Here is a 23,802-nt window from a genome sequence, read left to right on the forward strand (position 1 = left end):
TTATTTATCTTGTAAAATGATGTTGGCACGTTTGAGTGCTTTTTCACTTATTAAGCTTAAAAAGCGCTCAGGATCATCGTAATTGTGATCTACAAGGTGGCCAACCAATTTTGCGACCAATGCTTGTGTCTCTTTAATTTCAATATGAGTACGTCCACATCCTTGGCAGAAAGTGCCGTCACTTGTACATTGACTTGTACACGGGCTAAATTTCATGGTTGAATCCTTACATTGACGTTATAATTTTGCAGTAGTTTAACAATTTTAGAGAAGGGATTCATGAATTTTAAAATTCTTTTATGCGCTATTTTTAGCACCCTATTATTTGCTTGCTCTGACGCTTCCGAACAACTTAATGCAGATTACGGTTCAGCACAATCGCGTGATCGTCTGTTACCTGCAGAGCATCCCTTAGCAACGACGTTCCGTGATGAAGTCTTTCCAATTATTGAGCAACGCTGTGTGGTTTGCCATGGTTGTTATGATGCGCCGTGCCAATTAAAACTCTCTTCTCCCGAAGGGATTGACCGAGGTGCATCACCCGCCAAGGTTTATCATGGTACGCGTATTTTAGCGGCTGATCCCACGCGTTTATTTTTGGATGCTAAAACCACTGAAGAGTGGCGTAAAAAAGGCTTCTCGGCGGTATTAAATGAACGTGATCAAACGGCAGATGCAAATCTAGATGGTAGCCTTTTGTATCAGCTTCTTGAGCAAAAACAGAATAATCCATTGCCTCAAGCAGGGCGCTTACCTGAACAGTTTGACTTTAAACTCAATCGAGAAACACAATGTGTAAATGAAAATACGCTCGCAGATTATCAACAGGAGTATCCTCTATTTGGTATGCCCTATGGGTTGCCACCATTAACTGCCGATGAGTTTATTAGTATTAAGAATTGGGTTGCTCAAGGTGCACCAATGTCAAAACCCGAGCCATTATCTACAACACTTGCAGATTTATTGATACATTGGGAAACAAAATTTAATCAGACATCGGTCAAAGCGCAATTAATAAATCGTTATTTATACGAGCATCTTTTTTTAGCTCATTTGTACTTTTCTGACGTTACCACTCCTGCATCACAGCCAACACGTTTTTTTAGACTTGTGCGCTCCACCACGCCACCAGGACAACCTATCGATGAAATTGCAACTCGTCGTCCCTATGAAGATCCCAAAGGTCCTTTCTTTTATCGCTTAAGGCTAGTGAGTAGTACTATCCTAGAAAAAACACACATGCCTTATGCGCTCAATGAAAAAAGAGAGAAACGCTGGAATGCGTTATTTTTTGAACAGTATTTCAATGTTGATACGTTGCCTGATTACAGCAGTTCAAATCCATTTATTGTTTATGAAGCTATCCCTTCTCACCTGCGTTACCAATTTCTATTAGATGAAGCATTTTTCACTATTAGCGGTTTTATTAAAGGTCCAGTATGTCGTGGTAGCATCGCATTAAATGTAATTAATGATAAGTTTTGGGTGTTTTTTGCCAAACCTGGGTTTACCAACTCAGCCGTCGCAGAGCAGTTCTTACGCCGGCAGGCACTTAACTTAAGCCTGCCCTCTGAAGCATCTAGCCAAAGCTTTTCAGTCACGGATTGGTTAGGTTATGCAAAACGAAACACAAAGTATGTACAAGCTAAAAGTCAGCTTGTGGACCGCTATATGGATTATCAAAAAGGTCTTAATCTTGATGAAGTATGGTCTGGTAATGAAAATGCTGCACTTACCGTCTTTCGTCATTTCGATAGTGCAACGGTCTTAAAGGGATCGTTAGGTAAGCAACCTAAAACAGCATGGATTATTGATTATCCCGTATTAGAACGTATCCATTATTTGCTAGTGGCAGGGTTTGATGTGTTTGGTAATATTGGCCATCAAGTGACCACACGCCTATATATGGACTTTTTGCGTATTGAAAGTGAGATGAATTTTGTCTCGCTATTACCGAATGAAGATCGTAAACCAGTGATGGCAAGTTGGTACTTAGACTCAACCCAAGAGCTTAGTAGCTACTTAAACGACCATAGCTTGTTATATGCACGGCCGACCGGTATTAAGTATCAAACAGCGTTTGCAAAAACGGAATTGATGTCTATTTTAAAACGACATGCTTACTCGTCTGAGCAACAAAATCGTAGTACGTTAAGATATAACATTCCACCGAAAGACTTGCCTCTAAAGCGCTTAAACTCATTGGAAAATAGTATCGTACAACAGTTGCCGGAGATCAGTTATCTACTCATAGAATCAGAAAAACAGGGCGATCGGGTATATAGTCTGTTACGTAATAATGCCCATAAAAATATCGCTAGCCTACTAAACGAAGGAGAGCAACGCCTCCCTCACCTTGATACGGCCGAAATTTACCCTGGCATTATTGGTAGCTATCCTAGCTTGATTTTTAGAGTTGCAGAAAGGGATAAGCGCGATTTTATCAATCGCTTTTTACGTGCGACGAATAGTGATAAATTCGATCAATTGATTGCGCGTTATGTGGTTCGTAGAAGTAACCCTCAGTTTTGGTTTGTGAGTGATAAATTACATCAAATACACCGTCAAAATACCGGTGTTGATTACGGTTTATTGGATTATAACCGTTTACAAAACAGGTAATTCATCGTTTGACTTTTTTTCATCGTGTCGCCTACTGATTGTGTTTAAAAGAAACGCGAATATTGTGGAGGGACATTATTTTTCATATCAACATGATGTGGAAAATTTAAGCAAAACTAAAACAATTTTGTCAGGAAAAAAGCATTAATAGTGTTGAATTTGCGTTACTTCAATAAAGCACCCTGCAAGCATTGATTTTATGCCCAATCAGGCTTAATTTAATGAAGGTTAATTAAAGAATAAAAAAGGAATGTGAATGCTTGAACTTTCACAGCTGTTTAAAGATGTAAAACAACTGCCCGTATTACCTATTCTATTACTAGAGCTGATGGAAAGTTTTGGTGATGAGGATGCTCGTGTTGAAGATATCGCTAAAAAAATTGGTATGGATCAGTCGATTAGCGCCAAAGTGATCCGCATGGCAAACTCAGTTGCTTACCGACGTGGTAAAGAAGTAGAGTCTATCTCACAAGCAGTTATTCGCCTTGGTTTCAATCAAGTGCGTAGTATTGTAGTTGCTGCTACCTTATCTAATGTGTTTCCAGATACCCCAAGTTTTGATAAGGATAAATTCTGGCAAGATACCTTTGCCACCGCCAGTATCGCCAAAGCATTAGCGAAACACACCAATGTTAATGAAGAAACCGCCTTTACCTGTGCGATGATGCATAATATTGGTGAGTTACTATTGCAGATATTAAAACCCGATGAATGCTCATTAGTGGCGATGGCGATAGAGACCGGAGAGCCTCGGTTATCAGCACAACGTGAAGTGTTCGGATTTGACTATAGCCAAGTAGGCGCTGAACTCGCTAAACATTGGGACTTCTCTACTATTTTCTGTGATGCGATTGAACAACAGTTAGATCCTCTTTCCTACGAAAATCCATCGCAAGCGGCTGTTTTAATTCGCTTATCTGTTTTTGCTAGTTTTGCATGGAATGCAAACCTTCCACCAGAAATGATCGTCAATCGTTTTCCTGCTGCCCTTATTGAACATGTGAATTTGCATAAAGAGGGGCTTGTTGAAGAATTTGAAGGCATGATAGAAGCTGGTAAAGAGTTAGGCAAATTGATGTCTGCTTAAATTTATCTTTAATCGAAATTAATAAAATGGCGATTCACTTTTAAATCGTCATTTTTCGCTTCTTGCTTTTAAAGGCAAAGTGCACTTGTGCATAAATAGAATGCCAATCATTTATCGCCATTATTACCAATTCCTCTTCTCGCACACATTTATAACCAATTGGTTAATAAGGAAAGTTTTTCTTTCGCTGACTAAGCACCTAATAAATAGATGTCGCTATTTTTTTCTATCATTCCACTCTATCAATGCGTTCAATGATATACTCTGCGCGTAAATAATAAAAATTGAGGAGATGTTATGATTTACAGTATGACTGCATTTGCACGTAAGCAGATAAAAGGCGATTGGGGTACCGCTGTTTGGGAGATTCGCTCCGTTAATCAGCGTTATTTAGAGACCTATTTCCGTTTACCTGAACAATTTCGTGGCTTAGAAGTAAAACTTAAAGACTCCTTTAAAAAGCGTCTACAACGCGGGAAAATTGAATGTGGACTTCGTTTTGAAGGAGCAGACAGTAGTAAAGAAGGTTTAGAGATGAACCAAGTACTGGCTAGTCAGCTCATTAAAAATGCACAGTGGGTTGCAGAACAAGCGGGTAACGCCTCGATCAACCCTGTTGATATTCTGAAATGGCCTGGCGTGATGCAAGCACCAGAGCAAGACGTTGATGCGATTACGATTGAATTATTAGCAGGGTTTGAAGAAACCTTAACCGAATTTATTGAAGTGCGTAGTGCAGAAGGTGCGAATCTTTCAGCTTTGATAGAGCAACGTTTAACCGCGATTAGCCATCAAGTAAATTTAGTACGTGGATTTATGCCCGAGGTTCAAGCATGGCAAAAAGCACGTATTTTAAAGAAATTTGAAGACGCAAAAGTCGATTTAGACAGCACACGCGTTGAGCAAGAGTTAGTGCTACTCGCACAAAAATCCGACGTCGCTGAAGAGTTAGATCGTTTGGAATCACACGTTGGTGAAGCACAAAATGTCTTGAAAAAAGGTGGTGCTGTAGGTCGCCGTTTAGATTTTATGATGCAAGAGTTTAACCGTGAAGCTAATACGTTAGGTTCCAAAGTGATTAACACTGATATCACTGCAGTAGCTGTGGAATGTAAAGTATTAATCGAACAGATGCGTGAGCAGGTGCAGAATATAGAGTAGCGCCATTAATGTGTTTCTACTAAAAGGCCCGATTAAATTTAATCGGGCCTTTTAGTTTCTGCTAAATAGCTTTAGCGTGTTACTAGGTAACTATTACTTGCTCATTTCACGGTTGTAATTTAAGCGTTTAGCTGCATCTAGCGTTAGCATCTGCATAAAGGCTTTGACCTCTGCGTCACTGCCCACTGGAGTGGATGAGCTACCACCGCCACCAAATACTGTGGTTGGCACTTTACGAACAGCAAAGGCTTCTGCCCATATTTTCTGAATTTGGATTTCAGCGTCTAGTTTTTGCGCTAGGGCATTATCCGCCTGTAAAATAACTTTTTTCTTGTAGGCTTCAGCATCCGATAAAGTACGAATCGTTTCTGATTCAATTTTTGCTTTTTCTAAGTTAATCGCCGCTGTATCTTTAGAAATAGCAGCTTCTGCTTTCAACTTTTCAGCTTTAGTAATCGCAAGTTGTTTATCCGTTTCTGCTTCAGTTGTTTTCTGGATTTGGTCAACTTTTGCTTTAGCTTGACGCTGTGCAACTTCTCGCTCACCACGTGCGATTGCTAATAAACGTTGTTCTTCCTCTTGGACGCGCTGCTCTCGAGCAATAGCGCGATCTGCAGAAGCTTGTTGTTTGAGTTGCATACGTTTAATAAACTTTGTATTAGGCTTCATATCGGTAATTAAGGCCGATACCACCGTGATACCAAATTCTAAGAACCGTTGGTTTTTGATTCTTGGTAGCCCATCTTTATCTAATACTTTTCGTACAACAAAAATTGTTTTTTCATTTTCGCCATATTCTTCTTGTTCTTGGCCTAAAGAAGCATTTGCAGAAGCTTTTGATCTTTTATTCGATTTAACACTTATTTCTTCACGTTTTACTAAAAAAATACCCTGGTTCATTTGTTTCTCAAATTCAGAGTTGAACTCTGTACGTCCTCCAGCGTAGTACTCTTCTGCGCTCATTAATGATGCATTAGCTTGTAAAGTTTCTTTAAATGAAGGCATTAAAGCGGTTCGTAACAGGTTTTCCGGGGAACGATATTCATGCGCTAACTTTAAAAATGATTCTTTGTCTGTTGGAATAGAAAAGCGCACGGTAGCTTCCGCATGTGCATCAACTTGATCCAGAAACATAATGCTCATAGGAGGTAAGGTTGCGGCCGCTTCGTTGGCATCTTTTTCTGCATTAATGCTATTGACTGTTGCGCCATTGATAGACTGAACTGTCATTGCTCGCTTCCAAGCATTGTAGCGCCCAAATGGATAAAACTTGTAGCCGACTTCTGAGACTACTTCTTCGCTACCTGTGACGGTACGAACATGGTAAATATAACCGGGTTCAGCATAGAAAAATGATTTAGATAAGACAAACCCTAATATAAGAAGGGGAATGGCAATAATCGCTGATTTTATTGCAATTCGTTTTGAGTTGTCGCTAGTAATAGCACTGCGGATTTCTGTTGAAGGAGTGGTCATTGTCGTTTTCCATTGTTGTAAAAAATATGATAAATAATTAACAAAGGAAATGTGGCGTTATGGTGTGAGTGACAAGTCTCCGACACTTAGGTAATGCGCTATATCAGATCCTTTGACATTACGGATAAGTATAATGACATTGGTTTTATTAAACAATGATATTTGCGTGCCATCGGTTTTGTTGGAGGGGAATTTTCTCACTCATATTGCAGGTATGGCCTAGGGTCTGTTGATCTTTCAAGTTTATTTTTGCAACAATTTGTTGGCTATTTATACAAGGCTGAGCCTATGCCGTGTGGTTATTCCACATCAATAGGCGAAAACGCAGTAAAAATGGTCAACAAATGTTGCCCTTCGGGTTCAACACAACACGCTTTGCCCTGTGTTAGACGAAATTCGCTTAGAATGACTAAGCCACATCCCGTCTGCCTTGCTCAAAACGCGTTGTGTTGAACAAAATTTAAACGGCAAAGATCAACAGACCCTAGGGTAATTTTACAATCCGCATAAGCATCTGCTCGATCTTGTTGATTAACTATCATTTTCTTCAACAAGCCTTGATAATCAATATTATGCGGTATTGTTTACTCTCAGATAGGTCAATGCGACGCTACCCTTTGGGGAAATTGCTCATGTAAAAAGTCTAAAAAGAGTCGAATTCGTTTAGGTTGATATTTCTTACTGATATATACGACATTTAAATTAGTGCTCGATGTTGAGGCATTAAAATTTTTCATGTAATCATCGAGGAGGGTGACTAAACGGTTGTTATTGATATCTGCTTGCACATCTAATATCGATTTTAATGCAATTCCAGCTCCTTCCAATGCCCAGTGTCTAATAACTTCACCATCATCAGAAAAACGTTTTGGAGTGATTGATATTGTGGCCTTTTTATCTTTTCCTTGAAAATACCAAGTTTTCAACTCTTCATGGTGGCGTAGCATTGCTAAACAATTATGATGCATTAAATCTTCTGGCGTTAATGGTGTACCATTTTCAACTAGATAAGCAGGAGAAGCGCATAAAACTCGTTGGCTATGGGATAAGCGACGTGAAATCAAACTACTATCAGTTAGTTCCCCATATCGAATGACTATATCCATGCCTGATTCGGCAATGTTGCTAGTGCGGTCATTTAAGTATAAGTAGGGAACAACATTGGGATAGTCTTTGCAGAAATCCGATAAAATAGGAAGAATATATTGTTTGCCGATATCATTAGGGGCAGAAATTTTGAGTGATCCTTTGACCTCTTTAATGCCACTACGAAGTAGGTTTTCGGTTTCATTAACATTATCTAAAATTTCTAAGCAAGCTTTGTGATAAAGCTCGCCTGCATCGGTTAAAGAGACATGTCTTGTACTCCGATTAAGTAATTTTACACCATACCTCGCTTCTAGCGACTGAAGCCTTGCGGTAACCGTAGCAGGTGATAGTCCAAGTTCACGGCCAGCAATCGCTAGCCCCCGATATTTTACAATAGCGATAAACATCGCCATATCTGAAAATTTATCCATACACACCTATTGTTCAGCTCAGCCAAATAATGATTTTATATTTTAGTCAATTATCAAAAGTAAATCGAATGCATATAATTATCTCCATCATAAAGGTGGGGAGGTAAAAAAGATGAGTAGATTATTTGAACCAAGTACATTAAAAGAGATGTCCTTGCAAAATCGCATTGTGATGGCGCCAATGACTCGAGCGCGGTCAAGCCAACCGGGAAATATTCCCAATAAAATGATGGCAACCTATTATAAGCAACGTGCAACAGCGGGGTTGATTATCTCAGAAGCAACACAAATCTCAGATGATTCACAAGGCTATTCTTTCACTCCTGGTGTGTATACCGATGAACAGGTAGCTGGTTGGAAACAGGTAACCAGCGCAGTACAAGAGCAAGGCTCAATTATGTTTTGCCAGCTCTGGCATGTGGGAAGAGTATCTCATCCTATTTTCCAGAAAGGTGAACTGCCAATTGCGCCTTCTGCTTTAGCTCCAGTTGAGACGAAGGTATGGATTGCTGATGCACAAGGTCATGGCAATATGGTTGAGTGTGTTCAGCCACGTGCGATGACACAACAAGATATTGACCGTGTAGTGGCAGATTTTGCGAATGCCGCGAAGCGTGCAGTCGAATCGGGCTTTAATGGTGTAGAAATACATGGTGGTAACGGTTATTTAATCGATCAATTTTTGCGCACTAATGCTAATCAGCGTATGGATAATTACGGTGGCTCTCGCACCAATCGTATTCGTTTTTTACTGCAGGTCGTCGATGCGGTTATTGAGGCGATAGGTGCAGATAAAGTTGGTGTACGCCTCGCGCCTTTCATTACGTTTAAGGATATGGATTGCCCCGATATTGTGCCTACTATTCTTGAAGCTGCACAGGAATTACAGGTACGTGATATCGCTTACCTACATTTATCAGAAGCTGATTGGGAAGATGCGCCTATTATTCCTGAGAGTTTTCGCATTCAACTACGAGATCTGTTTAGTAATACCATCATTGTGGCTGGCAGTTATACACAAGAACGCGCACAGGCGATGTTAAGTAAAGGTTATGCCGACTTAATCGCCTTTGGGCGACCATTTATTGCTAATCCTGATTTGGTGTCTAGGTTGGCGAATCAAAATGTGCTTGCCGACCTAGATGGGGCTACTTTATTTGGTGGTCACGAGAAAGGATATATTGATTACCCTGCAATAACTTCAGTGGCTTAGATAGCCACTTATCGGATGAAAGAAAGAACGGATTCCTAGATTGTTAATTGTGTAAATATTAAATAATTTTGGAGAAAGAACATGAATCATAAAATCAAAATTTTACTTCCAGTAATCGCAATTTTTTTAGCGGCACCTGTATTTGCTGACGACTCTAATGCCGCTTTAGGTGCATCCTATCAGTTTGCAAATGTCAAGGTTGGCGGGCACCATGTGAACGTTGATGGTCTTGAATTTCAAGGTGCTGGTCACTACAAATGGGGATCAATTGTTAGTACGGCTTCTACATTAACTGGAGAGGGTGCTGATTATGATAACTATAGTTTGGCTTATGGAAAAAACTTTCCGATCATGCAATCAGACTTCTTTATTACACCAGATATTGGAGTTAAATACATGAAATATGACGATGGGAAAATAAAAGAGTCGGGTTTTGGACCCATGGCAGGAGCGACTTTAGGGTATAACATTAATAAAAACTTCCAAGTGGTTACACACTATAACTACGCGATGGGATTCAAAGGAGGCGAACGTCGCATTAATGAGAACAGCGTTAGTCTTGGTGTTAATTACCGCTTTAATTAATGTTGAATGAACAGCACTACTTGATTCTACATCGTTAGGTAGTGCTGTATTAGATAGGCTATGATGGCATTAAAGTGAGTTGTGACCAGTCACTTAATTTATTAATCACATGCTGACTTGGTGGCGCATAATAAACCAAAGCAACAATGGCGATAATACTGAAAAAGGTTATTGTTTTATTATTAAAATCAGCTATTTTTAGCGCGCTACCAAAAGAGCGTTTGATGCTGATATTACTTAAATCTACACTGTATAATTCATCTAATAAAAGATGAATTATACCTCCCAGTAAAACAAAACCACCAGAAAGCCACGCGATTATCGATACTTGTACTGATATAGACGGGGCTACTCGCCAAATTAGTTGTGTGATTAGTAACGCCATCAGCAATAAAAATATTAATGAATGACAGCTTCCACGATGCACGGTAATTTTTTCGAAGATTGGCCTTACCAAGTACCTCATTGCCCCATACACCAGCAATGGAATCATAATTAATTCCATTAAGCTCGTATTTTGCGAGACTTCGGAGCTCATATAACGAATAACGATGAGCACCGCGCTGAACGCAAACAGATTGAAAATAGTGTCAAGCGATGTCGAGTTGTCTGAATCAATGTCGGGTAATAGTCCACCTATAGTGCCTAAAAACCATAACCAAAGAGCGGTATTTAGGTCTATCTGTTGCGCGGATAATAAAGTCGCAGCGCTTAACCCGGTGGTAATTGTGGCTACATTAAGGTGAGTATTAAAGTTTGCCATGTGCTCTCTTGTCTTAGGTTTGGAGAAAGCATTCTAACAATTATAGCAAATAGGTTAAATATCCAGATTGAGCGCACTGTGTTTTCTAAAAGGAGGGGGAGCACGTTACCTTGGCAATAGTCACGAGTATCAAGGAAAATTAAAAAATGTTCACAGACACGCTGTACGAGTTAATCCTGCAATCATATATTGAGGTACCGCATTATTTAACCATAAACGTACTGACTTAAGTGAGATATCTAAGAGAGTCTTTTATAGCTTTTGTGCTGAATATAGCATTTTTGTTGCGCTAAATAGCGATAATGGTTGCTTAGTTAAGTCGAAATTTGATGTCACTATCGAGAGACTAACTTCGTTAATCTTCTACCGAACATTAACGTGCTTTAATGGTTGTTCCGTTAACGAAACTTTCAACGAAGAGATAAGTTACTTTAAGCAGTAAAATAGATCAGCTATCTATTTGGTTTGCCGTAACGCTTCTTATCGTTTTGCAACAACAATCCACCAATACATTAAATGGAATTCGCCGATGAGCATGCAGACAGTAGAGAGGGCTAGTTCCATTATTAACCTTGCCTCTGATGAAAAGCGCCTAGCTACCATATCACCCACTTCCGATAGCGTTGGGGTGGTGAGTTGCAGTCGTCAGCAGGTACAAAATAACAAAGTTTCACTGAGCATCGATTCGGTGATTGTTGAAGAGCCACTACAGATTCGCTTACTTTATACTGATATTCATGGGCAAGAGCAGGATCGTATTTTTCTCGTTACCATGCGTACACCCGGAGAAGATGTGAGTTTAGTGACAGGGTTGTTATTGGCGGAGGGGGTCATTGAGCATGCGCAACAGATTGTCGCTATCAATGAGCACATAGAGGATATTGAAATTAATACTAATGAGATTCATGTCAGCCTCTCCTCTGATTTGCATCTGGATTGGGATCGCATCAAGCGTGACACGACCTCTTTTTCAAGTTGTGGCGTGTGTGGTAAATCTTCAATGCAGTCTTTAGAACTGCGCAATATTGCCGAGCTCGATACTCAGCCACATTGGTTAGCCATGCCTATTATTGATACTTTGAGTGAGCGGCTGTATCAATCGCAAAACCTCTTTCATCAAACGGGAGGCGTGCATGGTTGTGCTTTATTTGATAATCAAGGCAAGCTATTACTTAGTGCGGAAGATGTTGGGCGCCATAATGCCCTTGATAAGCTACTGGGAAAATTAGCCTGTGACTCAACAATGGTGGCGCAGCAGAAAATTGTATTTCTAAGTGGGCGCATTAGTTTCGAGTTAGTACAAAAAATATTGGTTGCCGGTATTACGGTATTAGCCGCCGTTGGAGCTCCTTCGAATCTTGCCATTAATATGGCTAAACGTTTTAACTTAACACTGATCGGTTTTAGTCGTGATGGTCGTTTTAATATTTACCATGGCGCTTTTCGTTTAAACCTCACTGCATTAGATAATAGAGAGTAGATATGACAATCAAAAAATATGATGGATCAGCCGGTGGCTGGGGCGCACTGCTCAGTACGACTAAACATTTGGTGAAAAGTGAAAATGTCACACGTAATATTCGTAACCTATTAAAAACGAATCAAGATAAAGGTTTTGATTGCCCCGGATGTGCATGGGGAGAGACGGAAGAGAAGAGTCGTTTTCGCTTTTGTGAAAATGGGGCTAAAGCGGTGAACTGGGAAGCAACTAGTCGACGTGTCACACCTGAGTTTTTTCAACAACATCCTGTGAGTTGGTTAAAAGAGCAAAGTGATTATTATCTCGAATACCAGGGGCGACTTAGCCATCCGATGCAATATGATCCTGAAACAGATTGTTATCAAGCGGTAACTTGGGAGCAAGCCTTTGATCTGATTGCAGAGCATTTAAATGCCCTTGATAACCCGAATCAAGCGGAGTTTTATACCTCTGGGCGTGCCAGTAATGAAGCAGCCTTTCTCTACCAGCTGTTTGTGCGTAAGTTTGGTAGTAATAACTTTCCCGATTGCTCTAACATGTGCCATGAAGCAAGTGGCATCGCTTTAAAGCAAGCGATTGGTGTGGGTAAAGGTACGGTAAAAATGTCGGATTTTGAACATGCCGATGCAATTTTCCTGTTTGGACAAAACCCCGGGACTAATCATCCGCGCATGTTAGATACATTGCGTGAAGCTTCTCGGCGTGGCGCTGCGATTGTCAGCTTTAATAATTTAAAGGAGCGTGGACTGGAGCGTTTTACCAACCCGCAATCTCCTAAAGAGATGTTGACCGATGGTGCAACACAAATAAGCCAATGTTATTTCACGCCTAAACTAGGTGGCGACATGGCTGCGGTACGTGGCATCGTGAAAACACTCTCTGTTTTTGATCAGGAAGAGGTTAGCGCTGGCCGTGCTTCTATCTTTGACCATGATTTTATTGAGCAACATACCCAAGGATTACAGGAATACTTAGCTGCCGTTGAAGCGACACCATGGGCTGAAATATTTGAACAGTCGGGGTTATCACAGGCTGAAATAGAACAGGCTGCAAGCATTTATCGTCAATCGAAGCGCGTCATTGTTACTTGGGCAATGGGGATCACGCAACATAAACACTCAGTCGATACGATTCAAGAGATCACCAATCTACAGTTACTGTTTGGTCAGCTAGGTAAAAAAGGAGCGGGTTTATGCCCCGTGCGAGGTCATAGTAATGTGCAGGGCGATCGCACCATGGGAATTGATGAAAAGCCTCATGCTAACTTAATTGAAAAAATAACACAGGTCTTTGATTTTGAAGCCCCTACCGCACATGGTCATAATACCGTAGAGGCGATTAAAGCGATGTTGGCGGGTGACAGTAAGGTATTTATCGGGTTAGGTGGAAATTTTGCAGCAGCAACCCCCGATAGTGCATTAACAGAGCAAGCATTAGCGAGTTGTGATTTAACGGTCAATATCGCCACTAAGCTTAATCGTAGTCATTTGATCACCGGTAAAAACGCATTGATATTGCCCTGTTTGGGACGTACTGATGTTGATATTCAAGCTAATGGCCCGCAATCGATCACCGTGGAAGACTCATTTAGCATGGTGCATGCTTCCTCTGGTGTGGTTGAAAGTGATACCGCTGAGATGCGTTCAGAGCCGGCTATTATTGCAGGTATCGCACAGGCGACTTTGGGTAAACAACCGATTGATTGGCATTGGGTCGTTGAAGATTACGATCGGATCAGGGAGTTAATTGCAAAAACGATTCCTGGCTTTAGCGATATGAATGAAAAGATAAAGCAACCGGGGGGCTTTTATTTAGGCAATAGCGCTGCTCAATATCAATGGCAAACAACCTCGAAGAAAGCACAGTTTGTCACTTATCCATTACCGACGCATTTATTGCCTGCTAATTTACGCGCCTTGAGCAAAGATCCCGTTTTTGTATTGCAAACGATGCGTTCGCATGATCAATACAATACCACTGTGTATGGCTTTGATGATCGTTACCGAGGTGTTTTTGGTGAGCGTAAGGTTTTGTTTATTAATAAAAATGATATTGAAGCATTAGGTATGCAAGCCAATCAGTTAGTGGATATTGAAGCGCTGTGGCCAGATGGTATCAAACGTAAAGTATTTGCTTTTAAGCTGGTGGAATATGAGATCCCTGAGGGTAATATTGGTGCTTATTTCCCTGAAACGAATCCCTTGGTCTCGATCGATGGAAAAGGGGATTTAAGTGATACCCCAATCTCGAAGGCGATTCCGGTGATACTCTCAGTGGCAGCGCCAAAGACAAATGCCTTGGATATCAAACATACTTGAGTTCGCAATCGCCCCACTCAATAGTGGGGCGATTAATTTAATCGTACATCAGCTTCTGAGCTTTTTCCTGATCAAACTCTTTCAATGACTTTCTTGCAAGCTGCCTAAAGGGTAACGCTTTTACAATCTCCTCAAAGGGCTGTATTGCAAATGCCCAGAACACCGAACCGTCTAAACCTATAATAATCAGAGCGCATAAAGGAATGGAGATGAGCCATTGCCCAGTGAAATTTATTTTAAACACGGCGGTGGTCTTACCCAATGCCCGTAATATATTGCCGTGTACGGTATTGTAACCTCGCACTAGTGGTAAAAAGATATACAAAGGCGCAATGATGGCTAATGCTTGGTAGGTTTGCTCATCTAGCTCCGGATAAATATCAGCAATCACTACGCTGATGCCGGCAAATATCACAGCGACAATTAGAGAGATGCCGACCGCAATATCAATACTGGTATCGACGTTTTTGCTCAGGTCATCTATTTTGCGAGAGCCGATCGCTTGGCTTATCGTGATTGCAGAAGAGTGAGACCAAGCTGCGATGAATTGCGTGCCAGCACGTATCCAAGGCATCATTAATGTAATCGCTACATAGGCGTGTAGTGCTAGTTGTGCGTACAGCAGTTGATAGATAGTTGCCCCAATGAGCAAGATGGTAACGTTGGCGGCCACTGGAAATATTTCAATAAAATGTTGCTGAATATTACGTAACATCATGCCATCAAACTTGGGCTTGGGTAGCTGTATTTCACGGTTTAGTTTCATGATCAATGCGAGGTAGCAGAGGCGTAGAATGATGGCGATAATACTGCCCACTGCTGCACCTTGCACGCCCATCCCAGCATAAGAAAGAGACGCGCTAAATTCAACACCATGAATCAGTAGATAAGAGACTACAGCATTAATAGGCAGTTCTATTAGGTAACCTTTAAAGGGAATTTGAGTTTTACCTAAGCTATTAAACAGTGCAATCATCACCTGTGTGAGCGCCGTGTAAAGCACGATATATTTACAAATTCCGAGGTAATCTTTGACCTCTTGATGTAGTAAAACGTTATCGGTGAGTGCATTAATAAGGGGGCGATCAAAAAGTGTTAACAAAACCCAGAACAGCAGTGCTGCTGAGCAGTTAATCAGTAAACCAGACCAAAATGCTTTGGTTAATGAGAGGTTATTTCCCGCGCCTACCGCACGACTTAATACCAGTTGTGTTCCATTGGCGAGCGCCATTTGAATACCGAGAATAGCCGCGATAATAGTGGTTGCGATACCCATGGACGCTAAAGGTATTTCTCCTAACGGCGAAACAACGAAGGTATCGATCATCAACATCGATTGCATTAACAGGCCATTTAATGCCAATGGCCATGCCAGTGAGAAATTCTTTTTTACGTAGGATTGAGTAGACACCAGAAAACCTTAAGCAGGATAAAACACAAAAGTATTATAATATGTTTTATATGGTTAAGGTTGTTAATTATCAAGATTTAGTCGTTTTACTCTGATTCAAAACAAATTTGCTGTTTCGGTTTTTTTAATTGGATGGACAGCGAATTGAGCCGGTTAACAATCATTTGCAAAAGTTGTCCCTGTTGCGCTTCATTGTCTGCACTTTGTTGGTCTTTAAACATGCAGGTTATACGTAAAGATTGAGGGAAATTATTATAGTTAACTGTATGACTAATCCATTGATAACCCTCGCAATGATCAAGTGCAAACTCACACACTTCAGTTAATGTTTGACGCAGTGCGTTGTCTAATTTTTTATCGTTTTTACGCATCTTAATATCAGCCTTTTAATAAGTAAGATTATGATTTTACATGGATAAAGTGATATATACAGAATTATTAAAAGTGCAAGTAACATCAAGTTAGCAATAATAAATCTGTTCTGTAATATAAATTTTGTTATAACAAACATTCAATACATAAATGCTAAGGATGCAACCGATGCAGCTAGACTTTTCTGACTATACCGAAAACCAACGTTATCATTTGATGACGCAAACAATTATTCCAAGACCGATAGCGTGGGCACTGACCGATTCATCTAATGGTAGTTATAACCTTGCACCATTTTCTTACTTTACCGCCGTTTCCAGTAAACCTGCGCTATTGATGTTATCGGTTGGTAAAAAGGCGAATGGTGGCAATAAAGATACCTTGACCAACATTTTGAACACTAAACAGATGGTTATCCATATCGCTTCCACAGAGCAAGCTGAGTTAGTCACGCAAACAGCGAAAACACTAGACCATGGTGATTCAGAGTTACAGGATGCGGGTTTAACAACAACGCCCTTTGAAAACTTCCCTCTACCGCGACTCACCGATTGTGATATCGCCTTTGCCTGTGAATTGTATGAAACTAAGCAGTTGGGAGATGCACAGCAGACGCTTATTTTTGTCGAAGTGAAGCACTTATATATGAGTGATCATATTGTTAGTAAAACAGCGAAGGATCGTTTAACCATAGATGCAACTAAAATTGCGCCGTTGGCTAGACTTGGCGGTGGTGAATACGCTGCGATTGCCGAACCTTTTTCATTACAGCGACCGGATTAAAAACACATAATGATAATTGATGGCTTATAACAATAAAACAAGGCAGTCGTAGTTATACCAAACGCAGTAAATAGCGGACCTATTTTACGGATGAAAATAACTTATCTCTTATTAAAAGATACATATACGTATCGAATATCAATTAGTTGGAAAATATATGGACATATTAACGATTAACAAACTAGCACCAAAAAAGTTGCTATCTACTACTCTATTTTCAAGCGCAGTAATGTTCTCATCGCTAGTAATGGCTGGCGGTGAGTATTATACCACTGGACCGCAGTCTACCTATGGATCAGTGACTTATAATCAAGGCAACTATATCAATGTCATTAACCCTGCTTCAGCCGCTTTTCATCGTCAGCATATGGACCCAGATGATCTCATTATTGGCAGTGCTTCTTTAGGGGCTGGACTTGAATATGGTGGTGTTGATGATCTCTTTAAACGCATCGATGAATTGAGTGAAAACTTCAAACCTTCAGATGATAGTAACGATGGAGGGGGAGATGCGGGTGCTGAAAGTGAGCCTGGTTTTGAACTTGGTGATATTATTGACCTAGAAAACCCTGAGCTACAAGCTTTGATAAAAAAAGCGAAGAAAAAAGCTGCTGTGGTCGGCGGGGCTTTAGTGTTTGTGACAACAGAAGGCTATGCACAAACCTATGTTGATTCTAATATTAATTTTTTAATCAATAAAGAGATTGCTGGGGGCACGTTAGCTTTTAATTTACAGAGCTCCCTCTCTACTGGTTTTGTAGGGATTGCCGACAATATTGACTTTGATGAGCAACAGGCGCTGGCAGAGTTAAAAGCATTGTACGAGTCGGATCTGCAGCCTGGCGATCAAATTGCTGAATATGATTTATCAGGTGGCTTATCATTAACCGTTGATCCGAATACTGGTAAGGTGCGAGCCAATTTTCAAAATGACAGTGTCTTAATCAGTAAAGCCGCCAAAATAGTTGAATTTGGCATGACTTATAGTCGTTCAATTGAAAAAAATGATTCTGGAGAGCTGTTTTTGGGTGTTAAGCCTAAAATGAACTGGATTGGTTTAACACAGGTTGCGGTTCGAATGGGCGACTTAACGGATTCAAAAGCGTTATTTCAAGATGTCGATGATTTAGCATTTAATTACGACAGTAAGTTCGGGCTGGATCTTGGTGTGTATTGGAACGCTGATAATTATGCGCTTGGTAGCACCTTGGTAAATACCACAGAGCCGACTTTCGATTATCCTGAGCTCAATACTAGCCGTTACCAAAATAGTGCTATTGCGCGCCAAATACAACAGGAAAGTCATTATAAGTTAGATCGTCAGTTGAAAGTTGAAGCGTCGCTTTTTACGCATGATTATCGTTGGTTTACTGGTTTATCCGCTGATATTAATGAAACACAAGACCCTTTGCATCAACGTTTTCAGTGGCTTGCATGGAGTGCTGGCTATCAACCGCCGTTATGGTGGTTTTCAAATGTGCGTACTGGGGCGAAGCATAACCTTGCGGGCTCTGAGTTAACTTATTTAAATTTGGGAGCAACTTTCTTAAAGTTCATTAATTTAGATATCTCCTCGACTTTATTGGTAACCAGCATTAATGATATTGATTTGCCACGAGGAGTGAGAGCGGATTTAGGATTGAACTTCGCTTTTTAATAATACTGATAGCTTCGCTTAAGGACTATTGTACTGTCGAGTTTCTTTTTGTATAAAATGCTCTCTTGTGGGGTCAGCATAACCCACTTTACCTTTGCTCTATTTAGCTTCGCCAAACAGCCCCCAATAGAGAGTATTGGTAACGTTTAGGTCTTTCTGCTATTTCTGCTACTGTTTTTAATCGCACCAGTTTATCGTCTGGTGCGCAATCGGTTTAAACTTATAAGTAGGCATTAAGTGAGTTATTAGCCAGCGAAATTAATTTTTTAATAACGTTTCTAAACATTGCTCTTTAATACCGTAAAATGCTTTTATCGATGCAATTTGTGCAAGGATCGCACTGTTATCACGAGGCTGTTTACGTTTTTGCGCTAAAATCATTTTATTCTTACTGGTGTGCTCTAAAGAGATAAATTCAAATACCTGTGTATCGTAGCCATTAGCTTCAAGTAATAGAGCGCGTAATCCATCGGTAACCATTTCAGCTTCTTGTCCCATATGAATACCATGTTGTAATAAAGGTGCAAGCATTTCTGGGCTTTTCATCTGTGGGCGAATTTGTTTATGGCAACAAGGTGAACACATAATAATTTCTGCACCAGTACGTATTCCCATGTGTAGGGCATAATCGGTCGCGATATCACAAGCATGTAAGGCAATCATGATATTAATACCTTGTGCCTTGAAATGTTGCACATCCCCCTGTTCAAACTTAATGCCTTGCAAAGCTAGTTTCTGTGCTGTGTTATTGCATAAGTCGACCAAATTTTGACGTAACTCGACACCAGTTACTGCTGTTTCAACATTCAGTTTATCAACAAAGTAATCGTGTACTGCAAAGGTTAAATAAGCTTTACCTGAACCAAAATCAGCAATGTGTACTTTATTGTTATTAGCAAGGCCGGTGTTATCGATCGCACGTGATAATACCTCAATAAATTTATTAATTTGTTTCCACTTACGAGACATAGCGGGAATGATGTTGCCACGGTTATCCGTCACACCGAGCTCTTTTAGATAGGGGCGGTCTTGTTCGACAAAACGATTTTTGTTGCGATCGTGGTGATTACTTTCCTGACTGGTTTTATTTTTATTGGCATATTTTTTAGCCAACACTTTACCCTTTTTACTAACACTCAATTGCATCTCCCACTCATTTGATAATAAGTGTGCGTTGAAAAAGTGCGTACCTAATTCTGTGCTAAAAAAATCTGTTGCTTCACTAAGCGTTAAATTTTTAGTGACGTGGTTGGTTTTATACTCATATAAGAAGGACAGAAGTTGTTGCTCTTTTAACACCACTGGGCGAATTGTAATACGTTTTAGCTCAATTTCATCACCTTTGTATTTTGATAGTACGATACGGTGAAGTTGTTGATGACTAAAAGCGTTATTGCAGGTTTGCAAAAACAGGTCAAATTCAGCGGTATTGATGATTGGCATAACAGTCTCTTTTGGTATTTTAAGCGCAGGTTAGCCACTATTCTACAGACAAATGTTTTGCAGATCCTTATTCATCTATGATTAATAAAAATGCTACGTAGGTAACTGAATAGAGGTTGATAAATAAGCAACTCTATCAAATCGCCCCTATACTTAAACAAAAAAGAGGGGATAGATATGCCAGAAGAGGAAACACTAGCAAAGGCTAATCGATCTTTTCGTTTTGCAGGGCTTATTGTAAGTGCGATTAAAAAGCTTAGTCGCTCTGCAGTTTCCGTTGAAGGTACAGAAAAGTTGCGTGCCAATCCGACGTTATTTGTGGTGAACCACTTTACCCGTTTTGAAACGGGTCTTCTGTTACATATTCTTTATAAACATAATGGCCAAATGGCGCATTCCTTAGCAGACAGTAATTTATTCAAGGGAAAATTAGGGCGTTATCTCGAATCGGTGGGAGCGCATCCTGTTGATCTGCCTGGCCGTGATGCGAAGATAATCTCTGAGCTTATGAAGGGTTCTCATAATTGGGTGATCTTTCCGGAAGGCTCAATGATTAAAAATAAAAAAGTGATGCATGATGGCCGTCTGCAGTTGCAACTTGAAAATCGCATTAGTGCTCCTCATACCGGTGCATCGATACTGGCACTAAAATCCTATTTTTTAAAAGAGCAATATCGACGTGCGATAGCGAGTAATAATGTTCAACAGATTAATCAGTTTCATGAAACCTATTCATTACATGGACCCGCAGATCTAGCAACATTAGACCTGTGTATTGTGCCAGTTAATATCACTTATTACCCATTACGTCCCGGCAAAAACTTACTCTCAACGGGTGTGCAATTATTAGTGAAAGACCTTGAACCTAAGTTAGAAGAGGAGTTATTAGTTGAGGGTAAGTTGCTGTTGCAGGAGAGTGATATCTCTATCTCCTTTGGTAATCCCATTGATGTACGTAGTTTTACTAAACCTTATCGTCGCTTTTTTTCTGTCGTGTTACCTTTTTTATCCGCTTCTCGAAAAATGGATTGGATGATGAAGCTGATGCGCCATCGTCTTACCTCAAAATTTATGCAACGGGTTTACACTCGATTATCGATTAACATGGACCATATTGTGGCGACTGCGCTACGTTATATACCAATGCCGGGTATTGCAGAAAAAAACTTTAAAGAGATCGTTTATCTCGCTTGTTTAAGTATTAAGAAACAAAATCATCGCCATGTGCATTGGAGTATTCGAGATAGCATTATTAATATGGTATCCGATGCTGATTATGCGCCCTATGAAAGTATTATGAAGCTTGCTAGCGACGAGTCTATTTTACTTCGACAAGATGGCATGTTGCTGGTTAATCATGAAAGAATACAAACACCATCCCCCTTCCATCGAATGCGTCTTGATAACACAACGAGTGTATTAGCTAATGAGTTTGAGGTCATGAAACAGGGGGTTAAAATCATCAAAACCTTAGTAAAGGTGCCACCTAAAAGATTAGTATCTAAAGTTGCGAGTGCGGTGATTGAACGTGATATCTCTATTTTTGAGCAGGAGAGAATGCGTTCTTATATCGAAGGTGAAACTAAAAGTCGCGAGGTTGGCAAGCCTCAGCACTTCGCGGGTAAAAACGGCAAAAAAGGCATTGTGTTAGTGCATGGCTTTCTTGCTTCTCCGGGAGAGTTAATGCAATTAGCTAACCATCTTCATCAGCAGGGCTATGGTGTTTATATCGTTCGCTTAGCAGGTCACGGTACTCATGCTTCTGAGTTACAAACTGTTAAACTACAATGTTGGTTAGAGTCTGTAAAACGCGGTTATGCTGTACTTTCCCACTACCATGATAAAGTTATTCTAGCCGGATTTTCTGCCGGCGCGTTACTTGCATTAATGGAGGCTTCGTTAGATTTGCCAAAACTGATAGGTGTTATTGCGATTAATCCTGCATTACGCCTTTGCCAGAAAACGTCAAAATTATCGCCGATGTTAGAAAGGTGGAATCGGTTGCTAGAAGGGGTGTCGTTAGAAGCGGGTAAATTACCCTATGTTGAAAATCAGCCTCAATACCCAGAAACAAACTATGACAAAATTTATGTCGCGGGACTCTCGCAATTATTAGCTCTACAGGGGCAGTGTCGTGAAAGGCTAGCGCAGGTTAATATCCCTTTACTCATTATTCAGTCTGAACAAGATCCGGTTGTGGAGCGCTCATCGGCAAATGATATCTTTACCAACGTGGCTTCAATTTATAAATCACTTGAATTATTACCCTTTCAGCACCATGTTATTGTCAGGGATGAAGGGAGTAAGGAAACGTTCCAATTAATCGATCAATTTGTGGCATCGCTTTAATGCTGCGATGATCATGCTGAAACCATAAGAGTAAATAATGATTGAAGATAAACAACTAGCACTTATTGAAACACTAATAAATAATGGTGAAACTTTTGTATTAAATTTAACTGCCGCTTGGTGTTCAGACTGCACTGATCAAGGCGAAAACCTACCTTTACTCTGTGATGCTTTGGCGATGCCTTGTTACAGTATGGTTGTGCAGCAAGAAAAAAATATTTACCTGTCGGCGCAACATCAAGCATTTACCGAGCAACTGGGTGGGCATGGTTTTCCACGTACTATTTTAGTGGTCAAAGGTAAGGTGGTTGATGCAGATAACGTCGAAGTTATCTCTGCCAGTCAATTAACTGCATTAGCAGAGCAGTTTAAGCGCCAGTTAGCTTAGGCGCTTGTGAGTTTGTTATACCAATTCCACTAATATAGTGTTTAAATTTTACGTAGGAAAAAGGATGTAGCACAAGGCGAAAGTTACAGTAAATAGTTGTTCTATTTGCAAAACTTTTAACGCAGAGATAGCTCCTTTTAACCAGTAAAAATGATCAGTTATTTAATGGATTTGGTATTAGATGGCGAGCAGGGCGCTCATCATCTAACTTAATCGTTGTACATCTATTCTTTGTTTGCTGGTTGGTAATGGCCCAGCATTTCCCAATAGTCGTATTGCAATTGCTCTTTTGCTTTCGCCTCAGGCGCCGAGGAAAAAGTGATCATCGCACCGATTAATAACAGTACGCTAGTTAGTCCTACCAGTTGTATTGCACTTTTCATTACGCTCTCCTTTAAATGACTTAAGCTTGCATATTAGGTGCGCTTTATGACACTTAGGTGAAGGTAATATGTTTAATCTATGAACAATAAAAGGTCGCTTATCCGATGCTTTGAACTTCGCTTTCTGTTAAATAGCGCCACTCGCCCAACTCCAGATTAGCATCCAAGATGATGTCGCCGATCTGTTCACGGTGTAACTCAATCACTAAATTACCGACCGCTGCAAACATACGTTTCACTTGGTGGTATTTTCCTTCGCTAATCGTTAATATCACTTCAGTTTCTGTAATAACTTCCACTGTTGCCGGTAAGCAAGGTTGTGGCTCACTATTGAGCTGTACACCTACTTTTAGTTGTTCAATTGCTTCTTCGGTGATCGCTGAATTCAATTCAACACGGTAACGCTTTTTGCATTTATTACGCGGACTAGTGACTTTATGAGACCATTGTCCATCATCAGTAATTAAGGCAAGCCCAGTTGTGTCTGCATCTAATCGTCCAGCAATAAAGAGTTGTTCTTTCTTTTGTGCATCAATCAAGTTAAATAAACTAGGTAGCTGTTCATCAACATTAGAGCAGATAAAGTCTTTTGGTTTGTTGATCATGATGTAACGCAGCCCACGCACTGAAATTAGGTTGTCATCTAAATAGATAGATTCATCTGCAGTGGCTTTATAAGCGCAACTACGAACTACTTGATCACCGCTTTTTACGCGTCCTTGGCTGATCACTTTTTTAGCTTGGCTACGAGTTAAGGGAGTCGATTCACATAAGTATTTGTCTAAGCGCAT

At 40.3% G+C, this 23,802-nt stretch carries 20 protein-coding genes; 11 read left to right on the forward strand and 9 right to left on the reverse strand.

The window, feature by feature from the left end; genetic code table 11:
* The gene (locus CW745_RS13135) at positions 1–216 is read right to left on the reverse strand and encodes a DUF1289 domain-containing protein (RefSeq protein WP_101109150.1); all 216 of its coding nucleotides are present in this window, start codon (positions 214–216) and stop codon (positions 1–3) included.
* 63 nt (positions 217–279) lie between these two features.
* Here CW745_RS13135 and CW745_RS13140 point away from each other — a divergent pair, with 63 nt between their 5' ends.
* The 3 genes from CW745_RS13140 to CW745_RS13150 all read left to right on the forward strand — a co-directional run bounded on the left by CW745_RS13140 (position 280) and on the right by CW745_RS13150 (position 4,870).
* Entirely contained in the window at positions 280–2,622 is a 2,343-nt protein-coding gene (locus CW745_RS13140; RefSeq protein WP_101109151.1) for a fatty acid cis/trans isomerase, read from the forward strand.
* Between the two features lie 256 nt (positions 2,623–2,878).
* Positions 2,879–3,709, forward strand: a complete 831-nt coding sequence (locus tag CW745_RS13145; RefSeq protein WP_101109152.1) for an HDOD domain-containing protein — start codon at positions 2,879–2,881, stop codon at positions 3,707–3,709.
* Positions 3,710–4,006: 297 nt separating this feature from the next.
* Complete coding sequence (locus tag CW745_RS13150; protein WP_101109153.1) at positions 4,007–4,870, forward strand: YicC/YloC family endoribonuclease; 864 nt, start codon at positions 4,007–4,009, stop codon at positions 4,868–4,870.
* A 93-nt stretch (positions 4,871–4,963) separates the two neighbouring features.
* Here CW745_RS13150 and CW745_RS13155 read toward each other — a convergent pair whose 3' ends face one another.
* Entirely contained in the window at positions 4,964–6,346 is a 1,383-nt protein-coding gene (locus CW745_RS13155) for an SPFH domain-containing protein (protein WP_101109154.1), read from the reverse strand.
* A 599-nt stretch (positions 6,347–6,945) separates the two neighbouring features.
* A complete protein-coding gene (locus CW745_RS13165; RefSeq protein WP_101109156.1) occupies positions 6,946–7,866 on the reverse strand; it encodes a LysR family transcriptional regulator in 921 nt (306 codons plus the stop codon).
* 112 nt (positions 7,867–7,978) lie between these two features.
* On the opposite strand from CW745_RS13165, the gene CW745_RS13170 reads away from it, so the two are divergent.
* Together CW745_RS13170 and CW745_RS13175 are read left to right on the forward strand one after the other, a co-directional pair.
* Positions 7,979–9,079, forward strand: a complete 1,101-nt coding sequence (locus CW745_RS13170; RefSeq protein WP_101109157.1) for an alkene reductase — start codon at positions 7,979–7,981, stop codon at positions 9,077–9,079.
* Between the two features lie 81 nt (positions 9,080–9,160).
* Positions 9,161–9,664 (forward strand): outer membrane beta-barrel protein, encoded by a 504-nt coding sequence (locus CW745_RS13175; RefSeq protein WP_101109158.1) that lies wholly within the window; start codon positions 9,161–9,163, stop codon positions 9,662–9,664.
* 58 nt (positions 9,665–9,722) lie between these two features.
* On the opposite strand, the gene CW745_RS13180 is transcribed toward CW745_RS13175, so the two are convergent.
* The gene (locus tag CW745_RS13180; protein ID WP_101109159.1) at positions 9,723–10,427 is read right to left on the reverse strand and encodes a metal-dependent hydrolase; all 705 of its coding nucleotides are present in this window, start codon (positions 10,425–10,427) and stop codon (positions 9,723–9,725) included.
* Between the two features lie 529 nt (positions 10,428–10,956).
* Between CW745_RS13180 and fdhD the strand changes: the two genes are divergently transcribed.
* Positions 10,957–11,907 carry a formate dehydrogenase accessory sulfurtransferase FdhD gene (fdhD, locus tag CW745_RS13185; RefSeq protein WP_101109160.1) on the forward strand — a complete coding sequence of 317 codons (951 nt, stop codon included), beginning with the start codon at positions 10,957–10,959 and terminating at the stop codon, positions 11,905–11,907.
* 2 nt (positions 11,908–11,909) lie between these two features.
* The gene (locus CW745_RS13190; RefSeq protein ID WP_101109161.1) at positions 11,910–14,225 is read left to right on the forward strand and encodes an FdhF/YdeP family oxidoreductase; all 2,316 of its coding nucleotides are present in this window, start codon (positions 11,910–11,912) and stop codon (positions 14,223–14,225) included.
* A 37-nt stretch (positions 14,226–14,262) separates the two neighbouring features.
* On the opposite strand, the gene CW745_RS13195 is transcribed toward CW745_RS13190, so the two are convergent.
* Positions 14,263–15,636 (reverse strand): MATE family efflux transporter, encoded by a 1,374-nt coding sequence (locus tag CW745_RS13195; protein WP_101109162.1) that lies wholly within the window; start codon positions 15,634–15,636, stop codon positions 14,263–14,265.
* Positions 15,637–15,722: 86 nt separating this feature from the next.
* Positions 15,723–16,007 (reverse strand): Fis family transcriptional regulator, encoded by a 285-nt coding sequence (locus CW745_RS13200; RefSeq protein ID WP_101109163.1) that lies wholly within the window; start codon positions 16,005–16,007, stop codon positions 15,723–15,725.
* Positions 16,008–16,176: 169 nt separating this feature from the next.
* On the opposite strand from CW745_RS13200, the gene CW745_RS13205 reads away from it, so the two are divergent.
* Together CW745_RS13205 and traF are read left to right on the forward strand one after the other, a co-directional pair.
* Positions 16,177–16,791: a flavin reductase family protein gene (locus CW745_RS13205; protein ID WP_101109164.1), complete on the forward strand. Its 615-nt coding sequence runs from the start codon at positions 16,177–16,179 to the stop codon at positions 16,789–16,791.
* A 157-nt stretch (positions 16,792–16,948) separates the two neighbouring features.
* Positions 16,949–18,448, forward strand: a complete 1,500-nt coding sequence (gene traF, locus CW745_RS13210) for a conjugal transfer protein TraF (RefSeq protein ID WP_101109165.1) — start codon at positions 16,949–16,951, stop codon at positions 18,446–18,448.
* Between the two features lie 258 nt (positions 18,449–18,706).
* Here the strand turns inward: traF and CW745_RS13215 are convergent, their stop codons facing one another.
* On the reverse strand, positions 18,707–19,891 hold the full coding sequence (locus CW745_RS13215) for an SAM-dependent methyltransferase (RefSeq protein WP_101109166.1): 1,185 nt from the start codon (positions 19,889–19,891) through the stop codon (positions 18,707–18,709).
* 177 nt (positions 19,892–20,068) lie between these two features.
* Between CW745_RS13215 and CW745_RS13220 the strand changes: the two genes are divergently transcribed.
* Positions 20,069–22,240, forward strand: a complete 2,172-nt coding sequence (locus CW745_RS13220; protein ID WP_101109167.1) for an alpha/beta fold hydrolase — start codon at positions 20,069–20,071, stop codon at positions 22,238–22,240.
* 37 nt (positions 22,241–22,277) lie between these two features.
* Positions 22,278–22,628, forward strand: coding sequence for a periplasmic thioredoxin of cytochrome c-type biogenesis (locus CW745_RS13225; RefSeq protein WP_101109168.1), 351 nt, complete (start codon positions 22,278–22,280; stop codon positions 22,626–22,628).
* A gap of 224 nt (positions 22,629–22,852) precedes the next feature.
* Here CW745_RS13225 and CW745_RS16690 read toward each other — a convergent pair whose 3' ends face one another.
* Positions 22,853–23,011 (reverse strand): hypothetical protein, encoded by a 159-nt coding sequence (locus CW745_RS16690; protein WP_193755607.1) that lies wholly within the window; start codon positions 23,009–23,011, stop codon positions 22,853–22,855.
* A 98-nt stretch (positions 23,012–23,109) separates the two neighbouring features.
* Positions 23,110–23,802, reverse strand: coding sequence for a pseudouridine synthase (locus CW745_RS13230; RefSeq protein WP_101109169.1), 693 nt, complete (start codon positions 23,800–23,802; stop codon positions 23,110–23,112).

The organism is Psychromonas sp. psych-6C06 (assembly GCF_002835465.1).
Taxonomy (GTDB): Bacteria; Pseudomonadota; Gammaproteobacteria; order Enterobacterales; family Psychromonadaceae; genus Psychromonas.

Bases quoted from the DNA above. Each gene is read 5' to 3' on its own strand.
- CW745_RS13190 (WP_101109161.1), top strand. From the start codon at position 11,910: ATGACAATCAAAAAATATGATGGATCAGCCGGTGGCTGGGGCGCACTG.
- CW745_RS13150 (WP_101109153.1), top strand. From the start codon at position 4,007: ATGATTTACAGTATGACTGCATTTGCACGTAAGCAGATAAAAGGCGAT.
- CW745_RS13165 (WP_101109156.1), bottom strand. From the start codon at position 7,866: ATGGATAAATTTTCAGATATGGCGATGTTTATCGCTATTGTAAAATAT.
- CW745_RS13180 (WP_101109159.1), bottom strand. From the start codon at position 10,427: ATGGCAAACTTTAATACTCACCTTAATGTAGCCACAATTACCACCGGG.
- CW745_RS13140 (WP_101109151.1), top strand. From the start codon at position 280: ATGAATTTTAAAATTCTTTTATGCGCTATTTTTAGCACCCTATTATTT.
- CW745_RS13200 (WP_101109163.1), bottom strand. From the start codon at position 16,007: ATGCGTAAAAACGATAAAAAATTAGACAACGCACTGCGTCAAACATTA.
- CW745_RS13230 (WP_101109169.1), bottom strand. From the start codon at position 23,802: ATGCGCTTAGACAAATACTTATGTGAATCGACTCCCTTAACTCGTAGC.
- CW745_RS13145 (WP_101109152.1), top strand. From the start codon at position 2,879: ATGCTTGAACTTTCACAGCTGTTTAAAGATGTAAAACAACTGCCCGTA.
- CW745_RS13225 (WP_101109168.1), top strand. From the start codon at position 22,278: ATGATTGAAGATAAACAACTAGCACTTATTGAAACACTAATAAATAAT.
- CW745_RS13175 (WP_101109158.1), top strand. From the start codon at position 9,161: ATGAATCATAAAATCAAAATTTTACTTCCAGTAATCGCAATTTTTTTA.
- CW745_RS13170 (WP_101109157.1), top strand. From the start codon at position 7,979: ATGAGTAGATTATTTGAACCAAGTACATTAAAAGAGATGTCCTTGCAA.
- CW745_RS13135 (WP_101109150.1), bottom strand. From the start codon at position 216: ATGAAATTTAGCCCGTGTACAAGTCAATGTACAAGTGACGGCACTTTC.
- CW745_RS16690 (WP_193755607.1), bottom strand. From the start codon at position 23,011: ATGAAAAGTGCAATACAACTGGTAGGACTAACTAGCGTACTGTTATTA.
- CW745_RS13155 (WP_101109154.1), bottom strand. From the start codon at position 6,346: ATGACCACTCCTTCAACAGAAATCCGCAGTGCTATTACTAGCGACAAC.
- fdhD (WP_101109160.1), top strand. From the start codon at position 10,957: ATGAGCATGCAGACAGTAGAGAGGGCTAGTTCCATTATTAACCTTGCC.
- traF (WP_101109165.1), top strand. From the start codon at position 16,949: ATGGACATATTAACGATTAACAAACTAGCACCAAAAAAGTTGCTATCT.
- CW745_RS13215 (WP_101109166.1), bottom strand. From the start codon at position 19,891: ATGCCAATCATCAATACCGCTGAATTTGACCTGTTTTTGCAAACCTGC.
- CW745_RS13205 (WP_101109164.1), top strand. From the start codon at position 16,177: ATGCAGCTAGACTTTTCTGACTATACCGAAAACCAACGTTATCATTTG.
- CW745_RS13220 (WP_101109167.1), top strand. From the start codon at position 20,069: ATGCCAGAAGAGGAAACACTAGCAAAGGCTAATCGATCTTTTCGTTTT.